The organism is Methylobacter tundripaludum SV96, assembly GCF_000190755.2.
In the GTDB taxonomy this organism is placed as follows: domain Bacteria; phylum Pseudomonadota; class Gammaproteobacteria; order Methylococcales; family Methylomonadaceae; genus Methylobacter_A; species Methylobacter_A tundripaludum.
In genome coordinates this window covers 685,132-698,759 of record NZ_JH109153.1, presented here as the reverse complement: position 1 = coordinate 698,759, position 13,628 = coordinate 685,132, and the positions used below count along the sequence as shown (strand labels likewise).

The 13,628-nt window shown below is 48.2% G+C and carries 10 protein-coding genes and 1 tRNA gene; 5 read left to right on the top strand and 6 right to left on the bottom strand.

The features are described from left to right. Nucleotides 1-291 precede the first annotated feature (291 nt). Both METTU_RS16285 and ychF read right to left on the bottom strand, forming a co-directional pair. Nucleotides 292-368, bottom strand: a tRNA-Met gene (locus METTU_RS16285). 53 nt (nucleotides 369-421) lie between these two features. After that, nucleotides 422-1,513 (bottom strand): redox-regulated ATPase YchF, encoded by a 1,092-nt coding sequence (gene ychF / locus METTU_RS16280; RefSeq protein WP_006892888.1) that lies wholly within the window; start codon nucleotides 1,511-1,513, stop codon nucleotides 422-424. Nucleotides 1,514-1,749: 236 nt separating this feature from the next. Here ychF and gcvT point away from each other — a divergent pair, with 236 nt between their 5' ends. Next, entirely contained in the window at nucleotides 1,750-2,859 is a 1,110-nt protein-coding gene (gcvT, locus tag METTU_RS16275; RefSeq protein ID WP_302050596.1) for a glycine cleavage system aminomethyltransferase GcvT, read from the top strand. 155 nt (nucleotides 2,860-3,014) lie between these two features. After that, complete coding sequence (gene gcvP / locus METTU_RS16270) at nucleotides 3,015-5,906, top strand: aminomethyl-transferring glycine dehydrogenase (RefSeq protein ID WP_006892886.1); 2,892 nt, start codon at nucleotides 3,015-3,017, stop codon at nucleotides 5,904-5,906. Between the two features lie 317 nt (nucleotides 5,907-6,223). Here the strand turns inward: gcvP and METTU_RS16265 are convergent, their stop codons facing one another. Beyond that, nucleotides 6,224-6,661: an NUDIX domain-containing protein gene (locus METTU_RS16265; RefSeq protein ID WP_006892884.1), complete on the bottom strand. Its 438-nt coding sequence runs from the start codon at nucleotides 6,659-6,661 to the stop codon at nucleotides 6,224-6,226. Nucleotides 6,662-6,810: 149 nt separating this feature from the next. On the opposite strand from METTU_RS16265, the gene METTU_RS16260 reads away from it, so the two are divergent. After that, nucleotides 6,811-7,563: a zinc ribbon domain-containing protein gene (locus tag METTU_RS16260; RefSeq protein WP_006892883.1), complete on the top strand. Its 753-nt coding sequence runs from the start codon at nucleotides 6,811-6,813 to the stop codon at nucleotides 7,561-7,563. Between the two features lie 125 nt (nucleotides 7,564-7,688). Here the strand turns inward: METTU_RS16260 and METTU_RS16255 are convergent, their stop codons facing one another. The 3 genes from METTU_RS16255 to METTU_RS24865 form a co-directional block, all read right to left on the bottom strand. Further along, nucleotides 7,689-8,339, bottom strand: coding sequence for a response regulator transcription factor (locus METTU_RS16255; protein WP_006892882.1), 651 nt, complete (start codon nucleotides 8,337-8,339; stop codon nucleotides 7,689-7,691). Beyond that, entirely contained in the window at nucleotides 8,329-10,236 is a 1,908-nt protein-coding gene (locus tag METTU_RS22670) for a PAS domain-containing sensor histidine kinase (protein WP_006892881.1), read from the bottom strand. The genes METTU_RS16255 and METTU_RS22670 overlap by 11 nt, the downstream gene beginning before the upstream one ends. Nucleotides 10,237-10,396: 160 nt before the next feature. Then, complete coding sequence (locus METTU_RS24865) at nucleotides 10,397-10,528, bottom strand: hypothetical protein (RefSeq protein ID WP_302050595.1); 132 nt, start codon at nucleotides 10,526-10,528, stop codon at nucleotides 10,397-10,399. A 333-nt stretch (nucleotides 10,529-10,861) separates the two neighbouring features. On the opposite strand from METTU_RS24865, the gene METTU_RS16245 reads away from it, so the two are divergent. Further along, on the top strand, nucleotides 10,862-11,053 hold the full coding sequence (locus METTU_RS16245) for a hypothetical protein (RefSeq protein ID WP_040580926.1): 192 nt from the start codon (nucleotides 10,862-10,864) through the stop codon (nucleotides 11,051-11,053). Between the two features lie 284 nt (nucleotides 11,054-11,337). Then, nucleotides 11,338-13,497 carry a sensor domain-containing protein gene (locus tag METTU_RS16240; RefSeq protein WP_006892878.1) on the top strand — a complete coding sequence of 720 codons (2,160 nt, stop codon included), beginning with the start codon at nucleotides 11,338-11,340 and terminating at the stop codon, nucleotides 13,495-13,497. The last annotated feature ends 131 nt before the right edge of the window (nucleotides 13,498-13,628 follow it).

Below are 13,628 nucleotides of genomic sequence, written 5' to 3'. Positions count from 1 at the left end.
TTTGGGTGCCAAGCTACGAAAGGGGATAGGGTTTAACTCTGTGACGAGAGTTGAGGCGATACTCACACGGACGAGTGTGTTGCACGGCCGTGGACGGCTCTGTCTACCCACTGGTCGCCACTGAATTGAGCCGACCGGACGATTTGCGGATGATGCGCAAGTGATTCGGAATTTGTGTGTGTGGCGATTGGCAGTCGTTGCGACTTTTTTTAGAAAGGGGACAGAATTAGGATAATTTTTATTTCAGGCATAAAAAAAGCACTTGGTTTTAACCTAAGCGCTTGATTTGTATGGTGGCGATAGGTGGACTTGAACCACCGACCCCGGGGTTATGAATCCCGTGCTCTAACCAGCTGAGCTACATCGCCATTTAAACAGGTCTTTTAAAGAGCGGGAATTATAAGTACCCGCTCTTACTTTGTCAAACGTTGAATCTGAAATGCACTACGTCGCCGTCTTTAACGATGTAGTCTTTGCCTTCAAGCCGCCATTTACCGGCGTCTTTGGCGCCCTGTTCGCCTTTATAGTCGATGAAATCCTGGTAGGCAATGACTTCGGCGCGAATAAAGCCTTTTTCAAAGTCGCTGTGAATGACACCGGCTGCCTGGGGCGCGGTCGCTCCGACCGGAATAGTCCAGGCCCTGACTTCTTTTACTCCGGCAGTAAAATAAGTCGCGAGGTTCAGCAGTTTATATCCGGCTCTAACAACACGATTTAAGCCGGGTTCTTCCAAGCCGAGATCGTCCAGGAATTCTTTCTTTTCTTCCTCGTCCAGCTGAGCTATTTCCGCTTCTATGGCTGCGCAGATCGGTACGACCATGGCGCCTTCTTTTTCGGCCAGCGCTTGCACTTTATCCAGCAATGGATTGTTTTCGAAACCGTCATCCTGCACATTGGCAATGTACATGGCCGGTTTGAGCGTCATCAGGCACAGGTCCCTGATCAGGGCTTTTTCATCCTCGGTTAACGGCAGGGTTCGCGCAGGTTCGCCCGAATCCAGTTGCTTGAAAACCTTTTCCAGCACATCTTTTTTGGCCTGTTCGTCTTTGTTGCCGGTTCTGGCCGCCTTGCTCGCACGCAGCAAGGCTTTTTCAACGGAAGCCATATCGGCCAAGGCCAATTCCGTGTTAATGACTTCGATGTCGGAGAGTGGATCGATTTTTCCGGCGACATGGATGACGTTATCATCCTGAAAGCAGCGCACCACATGGGCAATGGCATCCGTCTCGCGAATATTGGCTAAAAACTGGTTGCCCAAGCCCTCGCCTTTCGATGCGCCTGCAACGAGTCCTGCGATGTCTACAAATTCAATCGTGGTAGGCAACATGCGCTCGGGTTTTACGATTTCCGCCAGCTTGTCCATTCGGCTGTCAGGCACGGGAACTACGCCTACATTGGGGTCGATAGTGCAGAAGGGGTAATTTTCGGCCGCGATTTTCGCACGGGTTAATGCATTAAATAAGGTCGATTTTCCAACATTGGGTAAGCCAACGATTCCACAATACAGCGCCATAGAGTTCTCTGAGATTTTAAATAAGAAGTGAGTGCAGCAAGATAACTAGCCGAAACAAAGCGGAGATTATACAAGCTATGGCTTTAATCTAAAAAACTAAAACAAGTAAGCGACGGAGAGTTTGGATGGAATCTCGTGCAATCCATGTTAGCCGTGCGCTCTTGCCGTTATATTTTTTCTTCATGATCTTCACGCTGTTCGTGGTAAATAATCGAACAAATGGCTAAACTACAGCCTTGCTCACACGCGAAGACAAATATTCCATGTTAAAACAAACGCCGCTTTACAATCTGCATCTTGAGCTGGGCGCCAGGATGGTGCCGTTTGCCGGCTACCTTATGCCGGTGCAATACGGTAATGGTACGCTGCATGAACATCTGCACTGCCGCAGCCACGCAGGTTTCTTCGACATTTCGCACATGGGGCAGTGCCTGATTCTCGGCGATGACGCGGTTCCTGAACTTGGGCAACTGATACCCAGCGACATTTCAGGGCTTAAATCCGGCGATCAGAAATACACGGTATTAACCAACAGCGATGGCGGGATTATGGACGACATCATCATTACCCGTATCGATACGGGTTTGATGATTGTTGTGAATGCTGCCTGCAAAGACAAAGACTTTAAGCATCTGTATAGCCATTTAGGGGGGCGGTGTTGTTTTAATGAACTGACCAGTCAGGCTTTATTTGCTTTGCAAGGTCCTGCCGCCGCATCGATCATGGAAAAGTTTTCGGCACAAGCCGCCGAACTTTCCTTTATGCAAGCCTGTGGAACAAACATCAAGGGCATAAAATGCAACGTCAGCCGTAGCGGCTATACCGGCGAAGACGGTTTTGAAATCTCGGTAGGCCATCATTATGCGGAACAACTCGCCCGTCTGTTGCTGGCCGAAGACGATGTAGAACCCATAGGTTTGGCGGCCAGGGATACCTTGCGCCTGGAAGCGGGCCTATGCCTGTACGGCCATGAACTTAATGAGTCGATTACGCCGGTAGAGGCAGGTCTCCAGTGGCTGATTAAAAAAGCCGATAATAACTTCCCCGGAGCCGAAAAAATTCTGGCTCAGTTGCAACACGGATCGGAAAAAATCCGCGTCGGGTTGCTGATCGATAGCAAAATACCGGTGCGGGAAGGCAGTGTAATTTGTAACAGTGAAGGTATCGCCGTAGGCTATGTGACCAGCGGCAGTTTTTCTCCCTGCCTGGACCAGCCGATTGCTATGGCGATGCTTGATCCGTATACCGTTGACTTGGGTAGTCCGCTATACACCATGGTTCGCGACCACCGGATTACAGTCACCCTGACTCCATTGCCTTTTATCCCTCATCGCTACTATAGATAGATAGGCGAAGGGCGAAGGGCGCAAGGCGAAAAAACCAGACTCCGGCAGAGTGGCGGGCCGGTCTTGACCTTTGGACGTATATTTTTTTCCGCGTTTTTCGTGGACAATAGCTTTTCCCTGAATTCTATTTTTCTAACGCTGAGTGGTTACCCATCATGACTACATCTCGCCCTGGTTTAGCTCAACTGGAAATGCGCGGTAATTTCATCAACCGCCACATCGGCCCCAATCCGCAGCAGACCCAAGACATGCTGACAGAGCTGGGCATCAGCGAACTGGAAGATATTATCGAGCTGGCCATTCCGGCCAATATCCTGAATCATGAACCGTTAAAACTGACCGAAACGGTCAGCGAACGCGCCGTGATCAAGCATCTGCGCAAAATGCGCGAACGCAATAAAGTGTTCACCTCAATGATCGGCATGGGTTATTACGACACCATCATGCCTGCGGTGATCAAGCGCAATGTGCTGGAAAATCCCGCCTGGTATACGGCTTACACGCCTTATCAGGCCGAAGTCAGCCAGGGGCGGCTGGAAGCGCTGCTCACTTTTCAGCAGGTCATTATCGATTTGACCGGCATGGCGCTTGCCAACGCCTCGTTGCTGGATGAGGCCACCGCGGCGGCGGAAGCGATGACTATGTCGCGGCGTTTGTCCAAAAGCACAGCCAACAGCATAGTCGTGGATCAGGACTGTCACCCGCAGACCATCGCGGTGATCAAGACCCGCGCCCGTTCGTTGGGTTACGAGGTTATCGTCGCCGATCCTTTCCACGATCTGGAGCAATACGATTTTTTTGCGCTGCTGGTGCAATATCCGGGCGGTAAAGGCGAAATAAAAGACCTGACCGCAGTCACCGCCATCGCCCAGGCCAAATCGGCGCTGGTCACGGTCGCGGCGGATTTGCTGGCGCTGGTGCTGCTGAAACCGCCTGCCGAATTCGGCGTCGATATCGTGGTCGGCAACTCCCAGCGTTTTGGCGTGCCGATGGGTTACGGCGGCCCGCATGCCGCGTATTTTGCGACCAAAGACGACTACAAACGCTCGGTTCCCGGTCGCATTATCGGCGTCTCCAAAGACAGTCACGGCCAGCTTGCGTTGCGCATGGCGCTGCAAACCCGAGAGCAACATATCCGCCGGGACAAGGCCACCAGCAATATCTGTACATCCCAAGTGCTGCTTGCGGTGATCGCCGGATTTTACGCGGTCTATCATGGAGCGGAAGGCTTGCGCCTGATCGCAGGTCGGGTGCATCGTTACACGCAAATCCTGGCCGCAGGCATTACCCAACTGGGCCATCAAGTGTTGAGCGATTGTTATTTCGACACCTTGGTGGTCAGCACCCCGAACCGGGCGAAACGCATCGCCGCCCAGGCCACGGAAGCCAATATCAATTTGCGTGTGATTGATGCGGATCATATCGGCATATCATTGGACGAAACCACGACGCGGGAAAACTTAAGGGATGTCTGGCAGGTTTTTGCCTCCGCCACCGCCGATCTCCCCGACATCAACGGCTTGGATGCGACAGTGGGCGAATGCATCCCGGAAGCCTTGTTGCGCAATGATCGAATCCTGCAACATCCGGTGTTCGACCGCTACCATTCCGAAACCGAAATGATGCGCTATATGCGCCGCTTGGCCCGGCGCGACATAGCGCTGGACCGATCGATGATACCGCTGGGTTCCTGCACCATGAAGCTGAACGCCGCGACGGAAATGCAGACTATTTCCTATTATGAATTTAACGCGCTGCACCCGTTCGCGCCGCTGTACCAGACTCACGGTTACCAACAGATGTTTGCCGAGCTGGAAGACATGTTATGCGACCTGACCGGCTTCGATGCTTTCTCCCTGCAACCCAATGCCGGTTCCCAAGGCGAGTACACCGGTCTGTTGGTGATCCGCAAATACCATGAAGTCAGGGGCCAGGCGCAGCGCAACATCTGCCTGATACCCGCTTCCGCGCACGGCACCAATCCGGCCAGTGCTACGATGGCCGGGCTTAAAGTCGTGGTGGTCGCCTGCGATGACAACGGTAACGTCAGCCTGGATGATTTGCGCGCCAAAGTGGTTGAATATCAACACACCTTGGCCGCATTGATGATCACCTATCCGTCCACGCATGGCGTGTTCGAACAGGCGTTTCGGGAAATCTGCGACCTGATCCACCAGCACGGCGGACAGGTTTACCTGGACGGCGCCAACTTTAATGCGCTGGTAGGCTTGAGCCGTCCCGGCAAAATCGGCGCCGATGTCGCCCATCTTAATCTGCATAAAACCTTCTGCATTCCGCATGGCGGCGGAGGTCCCGGCGTCGGCCCGATAGGCGTGGGCGCGCATTTGGCACCGTTCCTGCCCGACCATCCGGTTGTTGAAGGGGTCAACCCGGCCAAAGGCGAGCACGGCACTATCGGCGCGGTGTCCGCCGCACCGTGGGGATCGGCCAGCATCTACACTATTTCCTGGGCGTATATCGCGATGATGGGCGCAGCCGGTTTAAAACGCGCGACATTGACCGCGATCCTGAACGCCAATTACATCGCCAAACGTTTAGCGCCGTATTACCCGATTTTATATACCGGCAAAAACGGCTGGGTCGCGCATGAATGCATTATCGATTGCCATACCTTTAAAAAGACCTGCAATGTCACCGTCGAAGACATTGCCAAACGCCTGATCGACTATGGTTTTCATGCGCCCACCGTGTCATTCCCGGTCGCCGACACCTTGATGATAGAGCCTACCGAAAGCGAAGACAAAGCCGAGATTGACCGTTTTTGTGCAGCGTTAATCGCTATCCGTGAGGAAATCAAGGCCATAGAAACCGGCGCTGCCGATGCTGAAAACAACTTGCTGCATAATGCGCCGCATACTCATCGCTTATTGTTGGAGGAATGGAATCTTCCCTATTCAAAACAACAGGCGTTTTTTCCTAATAACGACCAGCATGATGATAAATACTGGCCGCCGGTCGGCCGTATCGACAATGTTTATGGCGACCGGCATGTGTTTTGCAGCTGTCCGCCGGTGATGGAGGACTGATTTAAACGCGGTCCACGAAAAGCACGAAAGGCACGAAAAATGGATCAAGATAAGCTTCGTGTATTACTGGAGTACAAGGCTGGCCTTGTACTTGTAAATCATTCAAAGCCAGCTTTGCCTACATGGACAGATATTTGCTCCTGCAATATCTGCATTCACCACATCCCTGTGGATTATGTAGGTAAGGGGCGTGAGCACGACTGCATGGATGCAGGAGGTAGAGCAACGCAGGAGCAGTTGCCGAGGAGCGGGAGCTTTGAACTCCGAAATTTTTAAGACTTTTTCGTGCTTTTCGTGGACAAAGGCTTTTTTAGTTATTACACCCGCAATGGCGTAACTTTTCCAGTCATCCGGTAATTTTTATAATCTTCCACAACCTGGGCATGGTCGAATGCCAGCACGGCGGGAAGATTATCAAAGGTAAAAAGGCCGAAATTTTTTGCATCATCCGCGGCCCGCGGCATGCCGGTGGCCTCGGCAATATAGACGGCGGTGACGGTATGATTGCGGGAGTCGCGTTCGGGATTGGAGTAGATGCCCAGCAAAGCGGTCAGGGTAATATCCAGGCAGGTTTCTTCCTTGGCTTCGCGAATCGCCGCATGTTCAACGGTTTCGCCAACATCGACAAAACCGCCCGGCACTGCCCAGCCGTAAGGCGGATAGGCGCGTTCGATCAGCACAAACGGCCGGTCGGGTTGGTCGATCAGTTCGATTAAAATATCGGCTGCCAACAAAGGGGTGACGGGTTTCGGCATGTTATCTCCTGAAAACGGGTGTAAGGGGTTAAAATCTTAAGCTGAACGAATCGCCGATAAAATATACCACAGGAACTCTTAAGGGCGTTTTTTCGCCACGAACGATTACACCGGAATGATCTGTTTAATCTTAACGTATCAAAGAATCCATGAACTGTCCTAAATGCCTGAATGAGCTGCATGTACAAAGTGAAATTTGTCCTCATTGCGGCATCGTATTCGAGAAGTATCTGAAATATCATCCTGAACAGTCGGCTCGACAGGATGTTCAGCCGCCCATTGTGACGCTTTATGAAGACGATGAAGCCCAGCCGCTGACGCAATTTCTGTTTCACGAGACGCAACAAACCACGTTGGCTGATTTTATAGGCAGGGCGATTATTTTGGCGGGTCTCGTTATTTGGAGCTGGCAGCTTATAAGCCCATCTATCGAAAGCAATGCGGTTGGAAACTCTTTTTTGCATCTGGTCAATCTGCCTTTTCATGAGGCGGGACATATTATTTTCAGGCCGTTCGGCACATTTATTACTTCATTAGGCGGAACGCTGGGACAGCTGTTAATGCCGTCGATTTGCACGGGCGTGTTATTGGTCAAAACTCGCGATCCGTTCGGCGCATCGGTCGCGTTATGGTGGGTCGGCGAAAATTTTCTGGATATTGCGCCGTATATGAACGATGCGCGAGCAGGGCAGTTACCGCTATTGGGCGGTAATTTCGGTCATTCGGCACCCTATGGTTTTCACGATTGGCAGTATCTTTTGACCGAGTCCGGTCTTTTGCAATACGACCATTCCCTGGCTAAGGCGGTCTTTGCGATCGGTTCCGTAATTATGGTGCTGTCGTTGCTATGGGGTGGACTTTTGCTGGTTAAACGATATAAGGACATAAATCGTCCATGCTGAGCCCCTTCGACAAGCTCATGACAGGTTCTCCTGAGCTTGTCGAATGGGGGCTTAGCGCGAATTAGTCCGGATACCTGATCGATAACCGTGGGAAATATAAAATTTCCGGCAGGGGTATAAGATCATTAATGAAACCTTTCTTCCAGTGAACTGCTGTTCGGCGCTTCACAATACATGACCATCGTTATCAGTTCGGCGACATTTTCAGCCTGCATTTTTTCCATGATGCTTGCCCTGTGTACGTCTACGGTGCGATTGCTGATATTGAGTATTTTTGCGGATTCCTTATTGGAGTGACTTTTGACGATCAGTCCCAGCACTTCTTTTTCCCTTGTTGTTAAATGATCGATGCGGTCCTGTATGCGGCGTTTTTTGACAAATTCTTCCCTGAACGTAATATCTTTTTTAATGGCTTCATTGATTCGTTCCAGCAACACCTCGTTATTAAACGGTTTTTCCAGAAAATCGACAGCCCCGGATCGGAATGCTTTTGCCGAGTCGGCAATATCGGCATGACCGCTGATAAATATGATGGGAATATTTATCCCTCTGTTCAATAATTCGCTCTGAAGTTCGTGGCCGGTCATTAACGGCATTCTAACGTCCAAGAGCAGGCATCCCGGCTGATCAGGCGTATAGTTATTCAAAAATGCCTCAGCGGATTCAAAACTCTTGACCGCCTGTCCCGTCGATTCAATCAAGAGAGTCAGTGAGTCACGTATTGCGAATTCATCGTCAACTAAATAAACGAGCGGTGTTGAGTTGTTAATGCTCATCAGATTTTCTCCGTATGGGTAGAATAAAATAAAAAGTGGTGCCTTTTCCAGATTGGCTATTGAAATGCAACGTACCCTCATGGGCTTCGATAAGTGAGCGACTGATGGATAGTCCCATGCCCATGCCGTCCGCTTTGGTGGTGTAAAAAGGGGTCAATATCCTTTGTTGTTGGTCTGTGTCGAGTCCCGGTCCGTTGTCCTTCACCCGGACCTGTATGCTGTTATTGAGTGTCAATCGGCTATGAATAGCTAATTGGCGTTGTTGTTTTGCGGGTAATGTTTTTAATGCGTCAATACTGTTTCGGAGCAGGTTGATGATGACCTGCTCAATTTGTACATGGTCGACATAGATGGGCGGCAAATTGCTTTCCAGCTCAAATGTCAGCTTTATGCAGTTTTGTTTAAGGTCGGCGATACACAGGCTGACAGCCTCATGAATCAAGCTATTAATTTCGGCGGTTGATCGATGTTTTGCATGGGATTTGACGAACTCCCTCATGCGATGAATGATCCGGCCCGCTCTTAACGCCTGCTGCTGGGTTTTGTACAGCACCTCTGTGAGATTTACCAGGTCGGGATTTTCAGCGTTAATAAGGTTTAAACTGACTTGCGTATAGCTGGAAATCGCAGACAGCGGTTGATTGACTTCATGGGCAATGCCTGACGCCATTTCACCCATCAGCCCAAGGCGAGTGACATGGGCGAGTTCGTTCAGATGCTCCTTGTCTTGCTGTTCCCGGTGTTTGCGTATACTCACATCACGCACAATATGAGTGAAATAGTGTGCATTGTCGACTGAAAACTCCGCGATGGACAGGTCCAAAGGCACCGCAAAGCCGTTTTTGTGAATGCCTTCAACTTCCTGAATTTGACCGATATGTTTGACTGAATGAGGCTCGCTGCAATCATTCATTTCTCTTGGCGATGACGGTATGAGTTTGTTAATGCTGCAACCAATCAGCTCTTCCGGTTTATACCCGAAAATGGTTTCCACTGCGGCATTAGCGGATACGATGATATTGGACATGTTAATCGTGATAATGCCCTCTACGGATGCATTAAAAATGGAATTGAGTTTGGCTTCCCGTTCCAGTAGTTGGTGTTTGGAGCGGCGGAGTTCTTCAACTTTTTTCATTAAGCTCAAATTACTTACAATCAGTTCGCTGGTCTGTCTGCGAACTTTTTCTTCCAGTTTTTCATTAAGGTAGGCGATGGTTTCTTGCGCTTGCTTACGCTCGGTGATGTTATTAATGGTCAGGCATATTTGTAACGCGTTTTTATCGTTGTAAACGACTCTTGCGTAGCATTCGATATACGTTAATATTTTGCTTTTATCGCCTGATTGCGAGGCATCCGTGCAAAGTTGAAAGTACTTGCATTCTGGATGAGTGGGCGAGTCCTCTGCATCTTTGGTTGTGGCGTTAAGGGCTTGGCCGGTTTTTTGGGCTAAAAGGCGATGGATAAACAAGTAATAATTATCCTGATCGGAAGGGTGGATAAATTTCCCCAATCGCTTGTTGATCAGCTCTTCTTTTGGATCACCCAGCAAGGCTGCGGCCGTCATATTGGCTTTCTGGATGATCCCCGCGTCATTTAACGTCAGGTGACCTACAGGAGATGAATCATAAAGTTGCGCGTAGGTATCGCGGGATGCAGCCAATTCCTGATGTGCCCTGTTTAATTCCTCGTTCTGCATTTTCAGTTCTATTTGATGAACCTGAAACTCAAACAGCAGTTTTTGAATGTCGTCAGTAGACATGCGGGCAATATCGGCCCCCGAGTGTTGGAGCATGATTTCCGCGCGTTTGCGGATGGCTTCGCGATGCTTATCGAGTAAAGCTTCTGCTTTGTAGTCAAGACTCTCGGTATTCAGATGCCCATCAGGTGACTTGCTCATAAACCAGTATCCGTTTCTGCAGGTTGGCTAAATAAGATGATTCCCAAGAATAAACACGCCATTCTCCTTCAGAATTAGTATCTTATTTTGTTAAGTTTTTTCAGTAATATGTCAGGTTTTACGGAATTAGTCTTTTGTTTTGTGAGTCTATTCTTACATTTTAGACAAAAAAATCCAATTTGTAAGCTAGCTTGACAGCTTTCTCATCAATCAAAACGGCTTGTAAAAAAACACTGGAATCTGTTGGCATTCGGTAGCCAACGGTAACTAAATCAACTGTTTTATAAATCATGCGGATAGGTATAAGTAATTGTTTTTAATTTATATTTTTTAAGCGTCAACAAGTCCCAGTATGAGCTGTCTATTTTTAAAAACTCATCAATAATGTACGGTATTAATGGGTGGAAATACATAAGCAAAACTACTTAGGTATGCGTACGAATTTTGCAGTTATTTTCTTTGCTATAAGATTTAGCCATAAATTAATGGAGTGGCCTGCAGGTGCCTATTAATCCACACCTGGTAACCGTCGTTAGGCTGTTTTTAAGCTAACGGGAGCGTTATGAGGGGGGCCGGGCTCTCGTTAATTCTTATGAGTCCAATGTTAGAAAGTCCGGAGAGTGATATGGCAACGACTAATTTAGACGATGATATGCAACAGTTGGGTACAAACTGGCAATATAAAATTTCCGGCACTGATATTGAGCTGAAGGAAAAGCAATTTATGAATGATGAGGTTGAATATTACAAAGAAGTGAAAACCAAATCAAAGAAAAACGCCCATGCAGAAGATAAGAAACCCAGATTTTTTCGTTGAAGTGTAAGTAAGGTTGCGAAGTGGATTGCTTTTTGCAAAAAAAGTAAGCCTGAATAGCCGGCGGCTCAGACCGCCTGTAGTATTTGTGATAAATCACTGTGTGTTTTCGGATGGTTTTAGTCGGGGTAGCTTTTTCCTTTGGCTAAGCGCAGGCTCCTGGAACGGTTCTACGGTATATTTTTTATTGAGGGTTACCTGAGTACTTTTTAAAAAAATTACTTAATTCTTGGAAATTACCCAATCAAATGCTGGATAGATTTGTCATCCAAAGGAGTAGAAATGCAATGTTCGAAAAACTTAAGGAAGATTTTGGCGCCTTTACTTCGTTTTTTTTTATGATGCCTCAATTAACGACTCGCAGTCTGGCCATCGATACCTTGCGGGTGAGTGAGGCCAAATATCGCAGCTTATTTGAAAATATCGACCAGAGTGTTATTTATCTGGATGCGACGGGTATTGTGATGGCTGTCAATCATGCCGCTGAGCATCTTCTTGGACTTCCTCGCGACGTCATTATAGGACGTAAGTTTGTTGATTCTTGCTTTCAGGCGATCAAGGAAGACGGTTCGGTTTTTCCGGAGGAACAACAGCCTTCAATGTTGGCTTTGCGTACGGGCAAACCCGTGGAAGGTGTGGTCATGGGGCTGTTTAATTCGGAGCGGCAAAACTATTTCTGGGTTGTCGTTAATTCAGTGCCCGAATTCAGGGCAGGCGAGCGTCAGCCTCATCAGGTATTAATGACATTGACCGATATTACCCTGCAAAAGCAGTCCGAAGGCAAGTTGAGTATGGCTTCGGTGATTTTTAACAATATTGGGGAGGGCATATTCGTTACCGACAAAGACAAAAAAATAATTTCGGTTAACGAGGCGTTTACCACAATAACCGGTTTTACCCAGCAGGAGGTTTACGGGAAGAACGCTCATTTTTTACACTCAAAGAAAAATAGCATAAAAATTGACGACGAATTAAGCAATCTTACCGGGACTGTAAACAGCTGGCAGGGCGAGGTATGGCGTCGTCATAAAAACACTATGGATTTTCCCTCATGGACTACCGTTAGCGAGGTAAAGGATTCAAGCGGCGAGGTAGCCCACTATGTCCATGTGTTTATGGATATAACGCATTTTAAGAAAGCCCAGGATCATCTGGGTTTTTTGGCCTACCATGATCCATTGACCCGGTTGCCAAACCGATTGTTGTTGAAGGATCGTATTGATCATTCCTTGCAAAATGCACTGCGGGAGGGTTCGCAGGCTGCCGTATTGTTTCTTGATCTTGATCGCTTTAAGGGCATTAATGATACTTACGGTCATGCGGTCGGCGATGGATTGTTAAGGGAAGTCGCAAAACGCATAAAAAACCTGGTCAGAAAAGAAGACACTGTCTCACGTTATGCCGGGGATGAGTTTGTGGTGTTTATGGAAAATATTCCCGATGCTAAAAATCCCGCCAAGCTCGCACAAAAGCTGATCGAGACCTTTAACGCCCCCGTTTATATCAAAGGATACCGCTTAAAAATATCGACCAGTGTGGGTATAAGCCTGTTTCCGCAGGATGGACGTGATACGGATACTTTAATTAAGAATGCCGATGCGGCTATGTATCGAGCCAAGAAAGAAGGGCGGAATAACTTTCAGTATTATAGCCTGGAGTTAACCACGGAAGCGTTTGAGAAAATGTCGATGGAATACGCGTTACGCCAGTCCATAGAGCGACATGAATTGATTTTGTATTACCAGCCGCAGGTTTGTCTTAAAACCGGAAAATTGGTAGGCGTTGAGTCCTTGGTGCGTTGGATGCATCCGGAGCTGGGATTGATGTCACCCAAGCAGTTTATATACATAGCCGAGGAAAGCGGGTTTATCGTAGCGCTCGGCGAATGGGTATTGCAAAACGCCTGTATGCAGATGAGGCGGTGGCTGGATGAGGGTTTGCAAGTCAATAAAATGGTCGTCAACGTGTCTGCAATTCAGTTTTTACGCTCCGATTTTATTGCTACGGTTGAGCGGATATTACGATCGACCGGGCTTGAGCCGTCTTCTCTTGAGCTGGAACTTACCGGTAACGGTTTTATGGATAATTCCGAACAAACCATAAAAGCGCTCAATCAGTTGGTTGCATTGGGAATAGATTTAACGATTGATGATTTTGGCGTGGGCTGTTTTTCGTTTAACAACTTAAAACGTATTCCTGTGAAAAAATTGAAAATTAATAGCTCATTTGTCGTTGATGTACTCAATAACGCCAATGATGAAGACATTGCCCGTGCGGTAATAGCCTTGGGTCATGGTTTGCATTTACGGGTTATTGCGATGGGGATTGAGTCGACAGCCCAGCAACGCCGATTGATGGATTTAGGTTGCGATGAAGGACAGGGGCATTTATACAGTTCTCCGGTATTGCCTTGGTCAAATGTCTTTCGAACATTGATAAGCGAGTAATGTCTTTCAGGGTTTAACAGGCTCATGACGCTATAAAAAAGACAGAGGTATTTATATAGCTTATTATCGACTCATTTTTAATGTTAGAATCAATACGTATTTATACCAATTGTTCCGCTATCTCTTTGTAC